Source organism: Streptomyces sp. NPDC059832, assembly GCF_042731715.1.
GTDB lineage: Bacteria > Actinomycetota > Actinomycetes > Streptomycetales > Streptomycetaceae > Streptomyces.
In genome coordinates, this window is sequence record NZ_JBHWIY010000005.1 from 333714 (window position 1) to 350174 (window position 16461).

A 16461-nucleotide genomic window follows, 5' to 3' on the forward strand; every position below is an offset into this window, starting at 1 on the left:
GTGTGGTGCGAGCCACAGACTCGGACATGCGCTCGGATACTCAGTTCCCCGGCTGAGTACGCGCAGACTGGGGTCATGGACTGGAGCCACTACCGATTTGTGAGTATCTGGGACCTTCCCGCCCTGCCCGACGCCGTGTACGAGGTCCTCGAACGCGCCGATGACTACCCGCGGTGGTGGCCGCAGGTCCGCGAGGTCACCTCGGTCGACGGGACCACCGGCACCACCCGTATCCGCTCCCTCCTCCCGTACGACCTCGTGATGACCGTCCGCGAACGCCGCCGCGATCCCCGGGCCAGGGTCATCGAGGCGACGCTCAGCGGCGATCTCGACGGTTGGGTCCGGTGGACGGTCACCCCGTACGGCGGTGGCTGCCGGGCCGTCTACGAGCAGGAGGTCGAGGTGCGCAGACGGCTGATGCGGCTCCTGGCGGTGCCCGGACGCCCGGTGTTCCGGGCCAATCACGCCCTGATGATGCGCGCCGGACGGCGGGGTCTCGCGGCCAGGCTGGAAGGAGTTTGAACAGGACCCGCCGAGCCCTGTATGGTTCAACCCGTTCCCGGGCGATTAGCTCAGTGGGAGAGCGCTTCGTTCACACCGAAGAGGTCACTGGTTCGAACCCAGTATCGCCCACCCGGAAGCAGCCGGTCCGTCAGCAGTATCGACGGACCGGCTTCTGCATGTCCAGGGCAGGTGCGGAAGTGGCGGCGGGCGCCGGGTCCACGGGCTCCGGGCACCCGGTCACGCCGCGGCGGGAAGATCCGGGCGCAGCGGCCACGCCGGATCCACCATCTCCGCCGTGCCGTTCTTCGCGAACCACGCCTGGAGTCCACGTGCCTGCGCCGCGTGCCACACGGCCTGCAGGGTGTGCAGCTCCGATGGGGTCAGCCGTTCCAGTCGGGACGAGAAGCGCCGCCCCACCGCCCGTACCAACTCCAGCGACGCCGTCGCGTCGGCCGCCGCGTCATGGGCGCCGTCGAGCACCACGCCGTACAGCTCGCAGAGATCGGTGAGGGTCCGCCGCCCCTTGCGATAGCGGTCCAGATGCTTGTCGAGCACGCGCGGATCCAGTACGCACAGTGGGGAGTTCTGCAGATACGCCCCGAGCGACGACGCGCGATGACGCTTCAGCTCGCGGTCCAGCAGCGTCAGGTCGAACGGCGCGTTCATCACGACCAGCGGACGCCCGGCTGCGCACTGCTCGGCCAGCGCACGGGCTATCTCCTCCACCACCGGCGCCGGCCAGCGCCCGTTGCGCTGGAGATGATCGTCGGTCAGACCGTGGATCTCGGTCGCCCCCACGGGCACCGGCACCCCCGGATTCACCAGCCAGCGGGTGATGCGCGTCCGCCCGCCCGCCGTGTCCTGGACGACCAGGGCGGCCGAGACGATCCGGTCCCCCTCGACGTCGACTCCTGTTGTCTCGGTGTCAAAAGCGGCCAGCGGCCCTTCGTACCAGTGCGTCATCCCCGAACTCCTCGTGCCCGAACGGCAGATGGTGTGATTCCCCTGCCCGGTTCGGTGATACCCGCGCCCTTTGCCTGATACGCCGTTTGCGGGCCGCCGTGTGCGGTGACAACACAGTTGAGGGGAACGGAAGTTGTCCGTCACCCCCGCACCGGAGAACCGATCGGCACAGCCCGGAAGGCACACGCAGCCATGGCGCTCGCGCAGCCCGAACCGAGCGGGCTGCTGTCCCAGCGGATCGAACCGCTGCGCGGCACACTCGCAACCACCGCCTGCATGGAGACCCTCCAGGTGGGCTATCTGCACGCGGTCGCGGCCGCGGCGGGGTGCTCCCTGTCGCAGCCCTTCCCCGACAACGGCATCGACTGGCACGTCAGCCACGGCGCCCCCGGCCATGCCGTGGACGACGAAGTGACCATAAAGGTGCAGCTCAAATGCACCTATCAGATCCCCCCGCACCCACCGGGACCGACGTTCGCCTTCACCCTCGACAACGCCCACCTCGTGAAGCTCGCCCGGACCCCCGTGTCGGTGCACAAGATCCTCGTCGTGATGATCGTGCCGCGCAGCCAGGACGACTGGCTCCACGCCGGACACGACCGGCTCGACCTGCGGCACTGCTGCTACTGGACCAACCTGGCCGGCCACGCGGTGACGGGCCGGCACCGGACCACCGTGCGGATCCCGACCTCGCGCATCTTCGACGACCGGGCGCTCTGCGAGATCATGACCCGCGTAGGGGCGGGAGGGAGACCCTGATGCACCGGCCGATGGACGAGTACGCCGACGAAACGATCCCGTCAGCCACCCGCCCGCACCCCGCCGAATCCGCGGGACCGTGGCCCGGCGCTCCCCGGCCGCCCGGGGACATCCCCGACCCCGCCCGTGTCGACCCCGCCGTCCTCGGCACCCTGCTCGGCCGGCACGGCTGGCAGCGCCGGGGCGGGGCTGCCGGGCGCTACAGCCGCTGGACCCCACCGGGACCACCCGGGGGCGGGACGAGCCTCCTGGTCCCCGACACCACCGCCTTCCCCGACAGCGAGGACCTCCTCGGCGAGGCACTGACCGCGCTCGCCCGCAGCGCCGCACCCTCCGCCCGCGAGGTCCTGATCTCTCTCGCCGTACCCAGCGACGAGATCCGCTGGTGGCGCGAGGTCCCCGAATCGGTCGTGGGAGCGGCGGGCGCGGCCGGCTGGACGGGGGCGGAGCACCTGCACACCGCCGCCCGGCAGATACTGCTCGCCGGAGCCCTCGCCGTACGCGGAAACGCCGGCTACCACGGCGCCCGCCACCGGCGCAGGGCCCGTGCGGCGCTCGAAGGCATCCTCGTCGGACCCGCTCCCGGTGGCCGTGAGCTCGCCGCGTTCGTGCCGGTCGAACCGGGCCGCGCTGTCGCCGTACGGCTCTACCGGGCCCTGCACGCCACCCGCGAGGCCGTGGACTACCAGCGGGCCACCGGCGGCTTCGAAGCCTTCGACACGGCCGTCGAGGCCGGCGTCAGCCGGGAACTGACCGAGGCCGTCGTCGCACTCGTCCGGGGCTCGGAAGGGGCGGGGATCGCCCTGGAGTGGGCGCCCGCCGCCGGTTCCCCCGAAGGCTGCCCGGCCCGTCCCGAGCCGGTGGAATTCTCACCGGGCGACCTGCCCGCACTGCGCCGTGCGGGCGCCCGCTACCTCCGGGACGAGCCGGCCGTGACGGTACGGATCACCGGCGCCGTCGTCCGCATGCGCCGCCCGGCACCGCGCGGCGCCGGGATCGTACGGCTGCGGGTGCTGGCGGGCGCCGAGGTGTCGCACGTACGGCTGGAGCTGGACGAGGAGGCGTACCGGATCGCCGGCCACGCCCACCTGGTGGGGCTGCCGATCCGGGTGGAGGGCAGGCTGGAGAGCCGTGGCGGCTTCCGGCGGCTGACCCGGACCTCGCACGTCGTGCCCGTGCAGGTCGACGAGGCCGAGCGGGACCGGCTGATGAAGTCCCTCCAGGAGAACGTCGACCAGTTCGAGGAGGCGTGCACGGGCGAGTAGCGGGGCGGAGGCCGCCGGGACCCGGCCCTTTCGCTAAGGGGGGCGTCGGCTCGGTACGATTCCCATTGTGCCCACCACAGGAATGTGGGTGCGCCCCCTGAGTCAGGAGAGACCGGTGTCAGACGTCCGTGTGATCATCCAACGCGATTCCGAGCGGGAAGAGCGCGTGGTGACGACGGGCACTACGGCAGCCGAGCTCTTCCCCGGCGAGCGCACCGTCGTCGCCGCCCGGGTCGCCGGTGAGCTGAAGGACCTCGCGTACGTCGTCGCCGACGGCGAGGTCGTCGAGCCCGTCGAGATCTCCTCCGAGGACGGCCTGAACATCCTGCGGCACTCCACCGCGCACGTGATGGCGCAGGCCGTGCAGCAGCTCTTCCCCGAGGCCAAGCTCGGCATCGGTCCGCCGGTCAAGGACGGCTTCTACTACGACTTCGACGTCGAGAAGCCGTTCACTCCCGAGGACCTCAAGGCCATCGAGAAGAAGATGCAGGAGATCCAGAAGCGGGGGCAGAAGTTCTCCCGCCGGGTCGTGACGGACGAGGCCGCCCGCGAGGAGCTGGCCGAGGAGCCGTACAAGCTGGAGCTCATCGGCATCAAGGGCTCCGCGTCCACGGACGACGGCGCGGACGTCGAGGTGGGCGGCGGCGAGCTGACCATCTACGACAACCTCGACCCGAAGACCGGCGACCTGTGCTGGAAGGACCTCTGCCGGGGCCCGCACCTGCCGACCACCCGGTTCATTCCGGCGTTCAAGCTGATGCGCAACGCCGCGGCGTACTGGCGGGGCAGCGAGAAGAACCCGATGCTCCAGCGCATCTACGGCACCGCCTGGCCCACCAAGGACGAGCTGAAGGCGCACCTGGAGTTCCTGGAGGAGGCTGCCAAGCGCGACCACCGCAAGCTCGGCAACGAGCTGGACCTCTTCTCCTTCCCGGACGAGATCGGCCCCGGTCTCGCGGTCTTCCACCCCAAGGGCGGCATCATCCGCCGCGCCATGGAGGACTACTCGCGCCGGCGCCACGAGGAGGAGGGCTACGAGTTCGTCTACTCCCCGCACGCCACCAAGGGCAAGCTCTTCGAGAAGTCCGGCCACCTGGACTGGTACGCCGACGGCATGTACCCGCCCATGCAGCTCGACGACGGGGTGGACTACTACCTCAAGCCGATGAACTGCCCGATGCACAACCTGATCTTCGACGCGCGCGGCCGCTCCTACCGTGAACTGCCGCTGCGCCTCTTCGAGTTCGGCACGGTGTACCGGTACGAGAAGTCCGGCGTGGTGCACGGCCTGACCCGCTCGCGCGGCTTCACGCAGGACGACGCGCACATCTACTGCACCAAGGAGCAGATGGCGGAGGAGCTCGACCGTACGCTCACCTTCGTCCTGAACCTGCTCCGCGACTACGGTCTGACCGACTTCTACCTGGAGCTCTCCACCAAGGACCCGGAGAAGTTCGTCGGCTCCGACGAGATCTGGGAAGAGGCCACCGAGACACTGCGCCAGGTCGCCGAGAAGCAGGGCCTGCCGCTGGTCCCGGACCCGGGCGGCGCCGCCTTCTACGGCCCGAAGATCTCGGTGCAGTGCAAGGACGCCATCGGCCGCACCTGGCAGATGTCGACCGTGCAGCTCGACTTCAACCTCCCGGAGCGCTTCGACCTGGAGTACACCGGCCCGGACGGCACCAAGCAGCGCCCGGTCATGATCCACCGTGCTCTGTTCGGCTCCATCGAGCGCTTCTTCGCGGTGCTCCTGGAGCACTATGCGGGTGCGTTCCCGGTGTGGCTGGCGCCGGTCCAGGCGGTCGGCATCCCGATCGGCGACGCGCACATCCCGTACCTCCAGGAGTTCGCGGCCAAGGCCCGGAAGAAGGGGTTGCGGGTCGAGGTGGACGCTTCCTCGGACCGGATGCAGAAGAAGATCAGGAACCAGCAGAAGGCCAAGGTGCCCTTCATGATCATCGCGGGTGATGAGGACATGGCCAACGGTGCCGTCTCCTTCCGCTACCGCGACGGATCGCAGGAGAACGGCATCCCGGTCGAGGACGCCATCGCCAAGATCCAGAAGGTCGTCGAGGACCGAGTCCAGGTCTGACGGTCCGACGGGCACGTGAGGAGAGGCCCCCGGAGAGCTACCCGCCCTCCGGGGGCCTCTTCTCGTCCTCCCGGGTGAACACCTGCAGCAGCCACGACGAGAACGAGCCCGTCACCGCCCCCAGCAGCCCCAGCCCGCAGACCATCAGGCCCGCGGCGACCACCCGGCCGCCCGGCGTGACCGGCACCGCGTCCCCGTACCCCACCGTGGTGAGCGTCGCGCACGCCCACCACACCGCGTCACCGAAGGTACGGATCGAGGCGTCCGGGACCGTGTGTTCCTGGTGGAAGACCGCGAGCGCCGAGGAGAAGCCGAGCAGCAGGGCGGTCGCGCCGGCGTAGGCGATCACACGGGCGTACAGGCTCAGCCGCGGCTGCTCCCGGCGCCGCTGGACCGCGCTGTAGACCCGGATCAGACGCAGCGGCCGCAGCAGCGGAAGCAGCAGCACCACCGTGTCCAGCCAGTGCACCCGGACGAAGCGGTGGCCGAGGCCGCTCAGCCGGAGCCGTACGACGTAGTCCGCCGCGAAGACCAGCCAGGTGACGCCGACCAGGGCGAGGGCGAGGTCCCGCCAGGCTCCGGCGTCCTCGGGGGCGAGGACGCGGACCGCGTAGCCGAGCAGGAAGAGCAGCGAGGCGCCGAAGAGCGGCACTTCCGTGCGTTGCTCCCAGCGCCGGAAGCGAACGGGGGCGGAGCCGGCGGACTGGTCGCTCATCGCCTCAGCATCGCCGTACGCCGACCGGTGCGGCCCCGGCGACACGCACCCCGGGAGTGAAGCAATATGCTGATCGCCATGACGAGTGAGCCGGAGCAGCAGATCGGAGTGGGGACGCCCGACGCGTTCCAGCGCCTGTGGACGCCCCACCGGATGGCGTACATCCAGGGTGAGAACAAGCCGACCGGTCCGGAGGCCGGCGACGGCTGTCCGTTCTGCGGGATCCCGTCGAATTCGGACGAGGACGGGCTCGTCGTCGCGCGTGGCAAGCATGTCTATGCCGTGCTGAATCTGTATCCGTACAACGGCGGGCATCTGATGGTGGTGCCGTACCGGCATGTCGCCGACTACACGGAGCTGGACGGCCCGGAGACCATGGAGCTGGCCGATTTCACCAAGCGGGCGATGGTGGCTCTGCGGACGGCCTCGGGGGCGCACGGATTCAACATCGGCATGAACCAGGGTTCGGTGGCGGGGGCCGGCATCGCCGCCCATCTGCACCAGCACCTGGTGCCGCGCTGGGGCGGCGACACCAACTTCATGCCGGTGGTCGGGCACACGAAGGTGCTGCCGCAGCTGCTCGCCGATACGCGCAAGATGCTGGCCGACGCCTGGCCGGCCGGCTGATCCGGGCTGCCGCTTCCGGGTGGGCCGCCCCGGCATCCGTCATCTGCCGGGGCGGCCTTCGTCCGTCCGGACGTCCGTCTACGCGTCGTACAGGTCGGCCTTGCGCGGGGTCGGGTCCTGTACCAGGCCGCTCAGTATCATCGAGCGGTTGTCGAAGCGCTCGATGTTGACGCCGTTCTCCTGGAGGACGCGCAGGGCGGCGCTGTGGACGGCGCGCAGGACGGGCGTCGCCGCGCGCATCGCGTCGTCCGCCATGAAGCGGTGGCGCCAGGGCTTCTCGGCCCAGGCATGGCGCAGGCCGAACGGCTCGGGCAGGGCGATCTTGCCGCCCAGGTAGTCCAGGAGCGGCGGGTACCAGGTGAACGGGGCGCGCAGGGCGAGGCGGACGACCTCGCTGGATTCGACCAGCGGAAGGGTGATGTCGCGGGTCTCCCAGAACCGGACGGTCTTGTTGACCGTCTTGGTCTTGGCCGCGGGCTTGCTGGTGAAGAGCGAGTGCACCGGACCGAGCGCGTGCCCGGTGACTTCGATGCGCAGGGTTTCGTGGAGCACCGTCACCGTGATCATCATCGTGATGATCAACTGGCCTTCCCAGAGGGTGAACTGGACGCCCAGATAGTGCCGGTCACCGCTGCCGAACTGCTGGTGGTTGCAGATCCGCTGTATCTCGTGCGGTTTGACCTGGAAGGTGGCGACGTCCTCGCCGTCGGGGCGGGAGACCGAGTCGGCGTTCTCCCCGACGGGGGACACGATCCAGTGGGTGACCGACGGAGTGGGGAACCCCCCGGTGTTCAGCGGGCCGCGCTCCAGCACCTTGAGCTGGTCGTGGATGGCCCGTATCAGGTCCCAGCTGCGGAACTGGTGGAATTCCTTGCCGGGCTCCTTGGGAACGAGCTCCTCGGCGAGCTGCCAGCTGCCCCAGCGGGTGCCCATGCCGAGGATGCCCTTGGGGCCCGCGTAGAAGACCGAGTTGGACTGCTGCTCGGCGGAGAGCTTCTCCAGGCCCTGGCGGAGCGCCTCGCGGGAGGTCTCGTTGGGGTTCTTCGGCACGGCCTCGGGGATCTTGGCGATGACACCGCCGCCGGAGAGCAGCCCCTCCCAGCGGGCGCGCATGTCCTTGGCGGAGGACTCGGCGATCCGTTTGGCGATGAGCCAGCCGATGACGGGGGCGATGATCATCAGGCGGACGTAGAGCGCCAGGAATCCGTCGAGCGGCTGCCTGACCAGGAAGATCAGCGCCACGATGCCGATGATCGGGAGCAGCGCGCTGCCCAGGGCGGAGAGCGCCTTGTCCTTGGTCCTGCCGAGGAAGTCGCGCAGGCGGAACGCGAGGACCCACAGGATCATGCCGGGCAGGAAGAGGAAGCCGAACAGGGCGGTGACGGCGGTGAGTTTGGTGTCGCGGCTCTTGCGGAGACGGCTCGCGGACAGGCAGTGCTCGACGACCGTCTGCGGATCGGTCCCGAAGGACTGGATGAGGGCCTTCCGGGCGCCGCCCAGCATGCGCTCCTGGACGGCTCGGGAGAACGCCTCGCCGAGATTGGGCTTGAAGTAGTCGGACTTGAAGAGCTTGGAACGGCCCACCTTGACTTCGGACTTGTGCCACTCGCTGTTGGCGTCAAGGATTTTCTCCACCGGGCTGTCCCGGTACGCGGCGGAGGCGAGGGCGTTCGTCGCCACCGCCTGTCCGCCCGAACCCTGGAGCGGGATCTGCGCTCCGGGAGAGAAATCGAATCCGTCGCTGGCCACTGTCGCCCCCACTCACCGCCGAGGAACTGCTCCTGCGGCTGTTTCCCAACTGCCGTGCCCGGCACACCTTCTGAGCTGGGACCAAAGCGTATCGTCCGGATCGCTGCGCCGCCCGCCCCTGTGGACAAAGGCGGGCGGCATGGCTGGTCATGAGTCGTTCGGGTTGTTCTCCTGCTGCTCCCGGAGGCGTTCGGCGAGCTGCGGGGGCATGGCTTCGTGCCGGGCGTACGCCCGGTCGAAGCGACCGGCGCCATGGGAGAGGGAGCGCAGGTCGACCGCGTATCTGCCGATCTCCAGTTCGGGCACCTCGGCCCGTACGAGGGTGCGGCCGGGGCCGGACTGCTCGGTTCCGATCACTCTGCCGCGCCGCCCGGACAGATCGCTCATCACCGGCCCGACATAGTCGTCGGGGACCAGGACCTGGATCTCGGCGACGGGTTCGAGGAGCTGGATGCGGGTGTCCGCGGCGGCTTCGCGCAGGGCCAGCGCGCCCGCGGTCTGGAACGCGGCGTCGGAGGAGTCCACCGAGTGGGACTTGCCGTCCCGCAGGGTGACGCGCACGTCGACGAGCGGGTGGCCGGCCGCGACCCCGCGGGCGGCCTGGGCGCGCACGCCCTTCTCGACGGACGGGATGAACTGGCGGGGTACCGATCCGCCGACCACCTTGTCGACGAATTCGATGCCCGAGCCCGGAGGCAGCGGCTCCACGTCGATCTCGCAGATGGCGTACTGGCCGTGGCCGCCGGACTGTTTCACATGCCGGCCGCGCCCGGTGGACGGGGCGGCGAAGGTCTCGCGGAGCGACACCTTGTGCGGTACGGCGTCGACCTGGACGCCGTAGCGGCTGCGCAGCCGGTCCAGCGCCACGTCCTGGTGGGCCTCGCCCAGGCACCACAGGACCACCTGGTGGGTGTCCTGATTCTGTTCGAGGCGCATGGTCGGGTCCTCGGCGACCAGCCGGGAGAGTCCCTGGGAGAGCTTGTCCTCGTCCGCCTTGCTGTGTGCCTCGATGGCGAGCGGCAGCAGCGGGTCCGGGGTGGTCCAGGGGTCCATCAGCAGTGGTCGGTCCCGGTCGGACAGGGTGTCCCCGGTCTCGGCGCTGCCCAGCTTGGCGACGCAGGCCAGATCTCCCGCGATGCACGAGGTGAGGGGGCGCTGCTGCTTGCCGAAGGGGGAGGAGAGCGCGCCGACACGTACCTCGGCCTCGTGGAAGGGGCGGGTCTCGTGGCCGGGGTCGGTGAGGCCGTGGCCGAACACATGGACGGTCTCGTCGGGACGCAGGGTGCCGGAGAAGACGCGCACGAGCGAGACCCGGCCCACGTACGGGTCGGAAGCCGTCTTGACCACCTCGGCGACGAGCGGGCCCTCCGGGTCGCAGGTCAGGACCGGTCGCGACGCCCCGTGCAGGGGGGTGACACCGGGGAGCGGGCGCTCCAGCGGGGTCGGGAAGCCGCGGGTGATCAGGTCCAGCAGCTCCACGGTGCCGATGCCCTGGCGGGCACCCGCGGCGGCGGGGGACGCGGTGAGGACCGGGTGGAAGGCGCCCCGGGCGACGGCACGCTCGAGATCGTCGACGAGTGTCCTGATATCGACCTCGGCGCCGCCGAGGTAGCGGTCCATCAGGGTCTCGTCCTCGCTCTCGGCGATGATCCCCTCGATGAGCCGGTTGCGGGCCTCCTGGAGCGTCGCCCGCTGGGTCTCCGCAGGCGGGTTCTCCTGCCGCTCGCCCGAGGAGTAGTCGAGGATCCGCTGGGTGAGGAGGCCGGTGAGCCCGGTGAGCGGGGCGTGTCCGTCGGCGCCCTCGGGGCCGAGGACGGGCAGGTAGAGGGGGAGCACGGCGTCGGGGTCGTCGCCGCCGAAGATCTCGCCGCAGATCCGGGTCATCTCGTCGAACGAGGTGCGTGCCGTGTCCAGGTGGGTGACGACGATGGCGCGCGGCATGCCGACGGCCGCGCACTCCTCCCACACGGCGCGGGTGGCGCCCGCCACCGCGTCGGCATCCTGGGCCGCGGACACGACGAACAGGGCCGCGTCCGCGGCCCGCAGACCGGCCCTGAGCTCCCCGACGAAATCGGCGTATCCGGGGGTGTCCAGCAGATTGATCCGGTACCCGTCCCATTCGACGGGGACCAGGGAGAGCTGTACGGAACGCTGCTGGCGGTGCTCGATCTCGTCGTAGTCGGAGACGGTCGCGCCGTCCTCGACCCGGCCGGCCCGGTTGACCGCGCCCGCGGTCAGCGCGAGGGCCTCGACGAGCGTGGTCTTTCCGGAGCCGCTGTGGCCGACCAGCACCACATTCCGTACGGATGAGGGCCGGTCGGCCGTCGTTGCCCTGCCGGCGGCCCCGGTGTGTGCGTGTGTCTTGTCGCCCATGATGCGTGCCTCCCAGGTAGTGGCGCGGAGCTGAGGAGATACCGACGCGATGCGGGGAGTGATGCACGGGCACCGGGGAGCCGCCGCGGCGGCTACGGCGACGCCCGCGGTAATTCGAGCTTTCCACTCGGGCCAGGCCGCGTCCATACATGGCACGCCGCCGCGCGAGGCCGGGTGCCCGGACGGTGGAGTCCGGCGGGCGTGACTACGATGGGCCAGCCGGTGGCCGATGGGGCCGCTCGGCCCACCGACCCTCGGGAAGGCCATGCTGAACAAGTACGCGCGTGCATTTTTTACGCGTGTCCTCACACCGTTCGCCGCGCTGTTGCTCCGTCTCGGCGTGAGCCCTGACGCGGTCACTCTGATCGGTACGGCCGGGGTGATGGCAGGTGCGCTGGTCTTCTTCCCGATGGGGGAGTTCTTCTGGGGCACGATCGTCATCACGATCTTCGTCTTCTCCGACCTCGTCGACGGCAACATGGCCCGGCAGGCCGGTATCTCCAGCCGCTGGGGCGCGTTCCTGGACTCGACCCTGGACCGGGTCGCCGACGGGGCGATCTTCGGAGGGTTCGCGCTCTGGTACGCGGGCAAGGGCGACGACAACGTGCTCTGCGCCGTCGCGATCTTCTGTCTGGCCAGCGGCCAGGTGGTCTCGTACACGAAGGCGCGCGGCGAGTCGATCGGGTTGCCGGTCGCGGTCAACGGTCTCGTGGAGCGTGCCGAGCGCCTGGTGATCTCGCTGGTCGCGGCCGGATTGGCCGGCCTGCACAAGTTCGGTGTGCCCGGGATCCAGGTCCTGCTGCCGATCGCGCTGTGGATCGTCGCCGTGGGCAGCCTGATCACCCTCGTGCAGCGGGTCGTGACCGTGCGCCGCGAGTCCGCGGAGGCCGACGCGGCCGAGGCCGCCGCTGCCCGCCCGGGGAGCGGGACCGCACAGTGAGCGACGACCCCGGGGAGGCGCGGACCGGCCTGCGGGACCGGCTGACCGACGGGCTGTACGGACTCGGCTGGACCGCCGTCAAGAAGCTCCCCGAACCGGTCGCCCGAGCGCTCTTCCGCACCATCGCCGACCAGGCGTGGAAGCGGCGCGGCAAGAGCGTGCTGCGGCTGGAGTCGAATCTGGCACGGGTCGTACCCGGGGCGTCACCGGCCCGGCTGGCCGAGCTCTCCAAGGCCGGGATGCGCTCGTACATGCGCTACTGGATGGAGTCGTTCCGGCTGCCCACCTGGAGCCCGGCGCGGATCAAGGCGTCCATAGAGGTGGCCGACGCGCACCGGCTGACCGACGGCCTCGACACCGGCCGCGGTGTCATCCTCGCCCTGCCGCACCTGGGGAACTGGGACCTGGCGGGAGCCTGGGTCACCACCGATCTCAAGGTGCCCTTCACCACGGTCGCCGAGCGGCTCAAGCCCGAGACGCTGTACGACCGGTTCGTGGCCTACCGCGAGGGGCTCGGCATGGAGGTCCTGCCGCACAGCGGCGGCGCGGCCTTCGGCACCCTGGCGCGGCGGCTGCGCGCGGGCGGGCTGATCTGTCTGGTCGCCGACCGGGATCTGTCCGCCTCCGGTGTCGAGGTGGAATTCTTCGGCGACACCGCGCGGATGCCCGCCGGGCCCGCGCTGCTGGCGCAGCAGACCGGGGCGCTGCTGCTGCCCGTGACGCTCGGCTACGACGAGACGCCCGTGATGAAGGCACGTATCCATCCGCCGGTCGAGACGCCCGAGTCAGGCAGCCGCACGGAGAAGACGTCCTCGATGACACAGGCGCTGGCCGATGCCTTCGCCGTCGGGATCGCCGACCATCCGGAGGACTGGCACATGCTGCAACGGCTCTGGCTCGCCGATCTGGAGACCCGGGAGGACAGGACGTGAAGATCGGCATCGTCTGCCCGTACTCCTGGGACGTACCGGGCGGTGTGCAGTTCCACATCCGCGACCTGGCCGAGCACCTGATCCGGCTGGGCCACCAGGTGTCGGTGCTGGCGCCCGCCGACGACGAGACACCGCTGCCGCCGTACGTGGTGTCGGCGGGCCGTGCCGTGCCCGTCCCGTACAACGGTTCCGTCGCCCGGCTGAACTTCGGCTTCCTCTCGGCCGCCCGGGTGCGCCGATGGCTGCACGACGGCACCTTCGACGTCATCCACATCCACGAGCCGACCTCGCCCTCGCTGGGGCTGCTCGCCTGCTGGGCCGCGCAGGGACCGATCGTCGCCACGTTCCACACGTCCAACCCGCGCTCCCGGGCCATGATCGCGGCGTACCCGATCCTCCAGCCGGCGCTGGAGAAGATCAGCGCGCGCATCGCGGTGAGCGAGTACGCCCGCCGCACCCTGGTCGAGCACCTGGGCGGCGACGCGGTCGTCATCCCGAACGGGGTCGACGTCGGCTTCTTCGCCGCAGCCGAGCCCAGGGCCGAGTGGCAATCGGGAGGGGCGCGAAGCACGGTCGAGGGCAGTGGTGGGGGACCGGAGGGCGGGACGATCGGCTTCATCGGGCGCATCGACGAGCCCCGCAAGGGCCTGCCCGTCCTGATGCGGGCGCTGCCCGCGATCCTCGCCGCCCGCCCGGACGCCAGGCTGCTGGTTGCCGGCCGGGGCGACGAGGAGGAGGCCGTCTCCTCGCTGCCCAGGGCGATGCGCGAACGCGTCGAGTTCCTCGGCATGGTGAGCGACGAGGACAAGGCGCGGCTGCTTCGCAGCGTCGATGTGTATGTCGCGCCCAACACGGGCGGCGAGAGCTTCGGGATCATCCTGGTCGAGGCCATGTCGGCCGGCGCCCCGGTCCTCGCCAGCGATCTGGACGCCTTCGCGCAGGTGCTGGACCAGGGCGCGGCGGGCGAACTCTTCGCCAACGAGGACGCGGACGCGCTGGCCGCGGCGGCGATCCGGCTGCTCGGCGACCCGGAGCGGCGTGCGGAGCTGCGCGAGCGGGGCGCCGCGCATGTGCGGCGGTTCGACTGGTCGACGGTCGGGGCGGACATCCTCGCGGTGTACGAGACGGTGACGGACGGCGCGGCCTCGGTGGCGGCCGACGAACGCACGGGCCTGCGCGCGCGGTTCGGGCTGGCACGGGAGTAGGGGCCGGGGGGCGGGCCCGGACCGTCACGCCGTCGGCGCCTCGACGGTAGCCTTGCCGCCCGTGATCGAAACCCTCATCTGGATCGCTGTCGCGGTCGTCGCGACCGGCATGTACCTCAGCTGGACTGCCGGACGGCTGGACCGGCTGCACACCCGCATCGACGCCGCACGGGCCGCGCTCGACGCGCAACTTCTGCGCCGTGCGTCGGTCACCCAGGAACTGGCCACGTCCGGTGTCCTCGACCCGGCCGCGTCCATCGTCCTGTACGAGGCCGCGCACGCCGCCCGCCAGGCGGAGGAGGAGCACCGCGAGGTCGCGGAGAGCGAGCTGAGTGCCGCCCTGCGGGCGGTGTTCGGCGAGACGGCACAGGTGGAGGCCGTGAAGGAGATCCCCGGCGGAGAGGAAGCGGCGTCCGAGCTCGCCGCCGCTGTGCGCCGCGTCCCGATGGCCCGGCGGTTCCACAACGACGCGGTGCGCGCGGCGCGCGCGCTGCGCCGGCACCGCAAGGTGCGGTGGTTCCGGCTGGCCGGTCACGCCCCGTTCCCGCTGGCCTTCGAGATGGACGACGAGCCCCCGGTGGCCCTGGCGGACCGCCCCGTCAGCTGAGCGGACGGCCGCGGGCGCGCGTGACGGGGGCCACATCTCGTCCCGTACGCGTGCAAAACGATCCACCGGCCTTCCATTGGCCCTTGCAGTGGACTGTTCCCGGAGAGTTTGCTCAGCACTGCACCGACCAGTGCTTTTCAGCAACTTTTTCTCCGAGTGAGGTCGATCCATGTCCACGCTTCCCACCACCCCGCAGTCCGCCGACTCCCCGGCCACCGGCACCGCGCGCGTCAAGCGCGGCATGGCCGAGCAGCTCAAGGGCGGCGTGATCATGGACGTCGTCGACGCCGAACAGGCGAAGATCGCCGAGGACGCGGGCGCCGTGGCCGTCATGGCCCTGGAGCGGGTGCCGGCCGACATCCGCAAGGACGGCGGCGTGGCCCGGATGTCGGACCCGAACATGATCGAGGAGATCATCGAGGCCGTCTCCATCCCGGTGATGGCGAAGTCGCGTATCGGCCACTTCGTCGAGGCCCAGGTCCTCCAGTCCCTCGGAGTCGACTACATCGACGAGTCCGAGGTCCTCACCCCGGCCGACGAGGTCAACCACAGCGACAAGTTCGCCTTCACCACCCCGTTCGTCTGCGGTGCCACCAACCTGGGCGAGGCGCTGCGCCGGATCGCCGAGGGTGCGGCCATGATCCGCTCGAAGGGCGAGGCCGGCACCGGGAACGTCGTCGAGGCGGTCCGCCACCTGCGCCAGATCAAGAACGAGATCGCCCGCCTGCGCGGCTACGACAACAACGAGCTGTACGCCGCCGCCAAGGAGCTCCGCGCCCCGTACGAGCTGGTCAAGGAGGTCGCGGAGCTCGGCAAGCTGCCCGTCGTGCTGTTCTCCGCGGGCGGTGTCGCCACCCCCGCCGACGCCGCGCTGATGCGCCAGCTCGGCGCCGAGGGCGTCTTCGTCGGCTCCGGAATCTTCAAGTCCGGCGACCCGGCCAAGCGCGCCGCCGCGATCGTGAAGGCCACCACCTTCTACGACGACCCGAAGATCATCGCGGACGCTTCCCGGAACCTGGGCGAGGCCATGGTCGGCATCAACTGCGACACCCTGCCCGAGGCCGAGCGCTACGCCAACCGTGGCTGGTAATCACTGATGAGCGACACCCCTGTGATCGGAGTCCTGGCCCTCCAGGGCGACGTACGGGAACACCTGATCGCCCTGGCCTCGGCTGATGCCCTGGCCAGGCCGGTCCGGCGTCCCGAGGAACTTGCCGAGGTCGACGGCCTGGTCATCCCCGGTGGCGAGTCCACCACGATGTCCAAGCTGGCTTCTCTCTTCGGCATGCTGGAACCGCTGCGCGAGCGGGTACGGGACGGAATGCCCGTCTACGGCACCTGCGCCGGAATGATTCTGCTCGCCGACAAGATCCTCGACCCGCGCTCGGGCCAGGAGACGGTCGGCGGGATCGACATGATCGTGCGCCGCAATGCCTTCGGGCGGCAGAACGAGTCCTTCGAGGCGGCCGTCGAGGTCGCCGGCATCGAGAGCGGCCCCGTGGAGGGCGTGTTCATCCGCGCCCCCTGGGTGGAGTCGGTCGGCGCGCAGGCCAAGGTCGTGGCGGAGCACGGCGGCCACATCGTCGCCGTACGTCAGGGAAACGCCCTGGCTACGTCGTTCCACCCGGAATTGACCGGAGACCATCGCGTTCACGCGCTGTTCGTGGACATGGTGCGCGCAGTCGGCTGACTCGATCCCGGTAGGATCTCTCGGGTTCGAATCGTTTTTG

15 protein-coding genes and 1 tRNA gene are annotated in these 16461 nt (G+C 70.5%); 12 read left to right on the top strand and 4 right to left on the bottom strand.

Translation table 11 applies throughout. The features are described 5' to 3' along the window. Window positions 1-75 precede the first annotated feature (75 nt). Window positions 76-522, top strand: a complete 447-nt coding sequence (locus ACFV8T_RS11720; RefSeq protein WP_385326651.1) for an SRPBCC family protein — start codon at window positions 76-78, stop codon at window positions 520-522. 39 nt (window positions 523-561) lie between these two features. Beyond that, a tRNA-Val gene (locus ACFV8T_RS11725) sits at window positions 562-633 on the top strand. A gap of 108 nt (window positions 634-741) precedes the next feature. Here the strand turns inward: ACFV8T_RS11725 and ACFV8T_RS11730 are convergent. Next, the gene (locus tag ACFV8T_RS11730; protein WP_385326653.1) at window positions 742-1467 is read right to left on the bottom strand and encodes a 3'-5' exonuclease; all 726 of its coding nucleotides are present in this window, start codon (window positions 1465-1467) and stop codon (window positions 742-744) included. Window positions 1468-1659: 192 nt separating this feature from the next. On the opposite strand from ACFV8T_RS11730, the gene ACFV8T_RS11735 reads away from it, so the two are divergent. The 3 genes from ACFV8T_RS11735 (at window position 1660) to thrS (ending at window position 5583) form a co-directional block, all read left to right on the top strand. Then, entirely contained in the window at window positions 1660-2226 is a 567-nt protein-coding gene (locus ACFV8T_RS11735; RefSeq protein ID WP_385326655.1) for a DUF4365 domain-containing protein, read from the top strand. Then, window positions 2226-3491 carry a hypothetical protein gene (locus ACFV8T_RS11740; RefSeq protein WP_385326656.1) on the top strand — a complete coding sequence of 422 codons (1266 nt, stop codon included), beginning with the start codon at window positions 2226-2228 and terminating at the stop codon, window positions 3489-3491. Before ACFV8T_RS11735 ends, ACFV8T_RS11740 begins: the two co-directional genes overlap by 1 nt. A gap of 115 nt (window positions 3492-3606) precedes the next feature. Next, window positions 3607-5583, top strand: a complete 1977-nt coding sequence (gene thrS, locus ACFV8T_RS11745) for a threonine--tRNA ligase (RefSeq protein WP_385326658.1) — start codon at window positions 3607-3609, stop codon at window positions 5581-5583. Window positions 5584-5620: 37 nt separating this feature from the next. Here the strand turns inward: thrS and ACFV8T_RS11750 are convergent, their stop codons facing one another. Beyond that, window positions 5621-6298, bottom strand: a complete 678-nt coding sequence (locus ACFV8T_RS11750; RefSeq protein ID WP_385326660.1) for an ion channel — start codon at window positions 6296-6298, stop codon at window positions 5621-5623. A 66-nt stretch (window positions 6299-6364) separates the two neighbouring features. Here ACFV8T_RS11750 and ACFV8T_RS11755 point away from each other — a divergent pair, with 66 nt between their 5' ends. Next, window positions 6365-6925, top strand: a complete 561-nt coding sequence (locus ACFV8T_RS11755) for an HIT family protein (protein ID WP_385326661.1) — start codon at window positions 6365-6367, stop codon at window positions 6923-6925. A 78-nt stretch (window positions 6926-7003) separates the two neighbouring features. On the opposite strand, the gene ACFV8T_RS11760 is transcribed toward ACFV8T_RS11755, so the two are convergent. Continuing rightward, a complete protein-coding gene (locus tag ACFV8T_RS11760; protein ID WP_385326663.1) occupies window positions 7004-8674 on the bottom strand; it encodes a hypothetical protein in 1671 nt (556 codons plus the stop codon). A gap of 147 nt (window positions 8675-8821) precedes the next feature. Then, on the bottom strand, window positions 8822-11047 hold the full coding sequence (locus ACFV8T_RS11765) for an elongation factor G-like protein EF-G2 (protein WP_385326664.1): 2226 nt from the start codon (window positions 11045-11047) through the stop codon (window positions 8822-8824). Between the two features lie 265 nt (window positions 11048-11312). Between ACFV8T_RS11765 and pgsA the strand changes: the two genes are divergently transcribed. The 6 genes from pgsA to pdxT all read left to right on the top strand — a co-directional run bounded on the left by pgsA (window position 11313) and on the right by pdxT (window position 16421). Continuing rightward, a complete protein-coding gene (pgsA, locus tag ACFV8T_RS11770) occupies window positions 11313-11987 on the top strand; it encodes a phosphatidylinositol phosphate synthase (protein ID WP_385326666.1) in 675 nt (224 codons plus the stop codon). Continuing rightward, on the top strand, window positions 11984-12919 hold the full coding sequence (locus ACFV8T_RS11775) for a phosphatidylinositol mannoside acyltransferase (protein ID WP_385326667.1): 936 nt from the start codon (window positions 11984-11986) through the stop codon (window positions 12917-12919). Before pgsA ends, ACFV8T_RS11775 begins: the two co-directional genes overlap by 4 nt. Further along, window positions 12916-14124: a glycosyltransferase family 4 protein gene (locus tag ACFV8T_RS11780; protein WP_385326668.1), complete on the top strand. Its 1209-nt coding sequence runs from the start codon at window positions 12916-12918 to the stop codon at window positions 14122-14124. The genes ACFV8T_RS11775 and ACFV8T_RS11780 overlap by 4 nt, the downstream gene beginning before the upstream one ends. A 61-nt stretch (window positions 14125-14185) precedes the next feature. Further along, window positions 14186-14731, top strand: coding sequence for a hypothetical protein (locus ACFV8T_RS11785; protein WP_385326670.1), 546 nt, complete (start codon window positions 14186-14188; stop codon window positions 14729-14731). 169 nt (window positions 14732-14900) lie between these two features. Further along, a complete protein-coding gene (gene pdxS, locus ACFV8T_RS11790) occupies window positions 14901-15821 on the top strand; it encodes a pyridoxal 5'-phosphate synthase lyase subunit PdxS (RefSeq protein WP_266421896.1) in 921 nt (306 codons plus the stop codon). A 6-nt stretch (window positions 15822-15827) separates the two neighbouring features. Next, complete coding sequence (gene pdxT / locus ACFV8T_RS11795) at window positions 15828-16421, top strand: pyridoxal 5'-phosphate synthase glutaminase subunit PdxT (protein WP_266421899.1); 594 nt, start codon at window positions 15828-15830, stop codon at window positions 16419-16421. Window positions 16422-16461 lie beyond the last annotated feature (40 nt).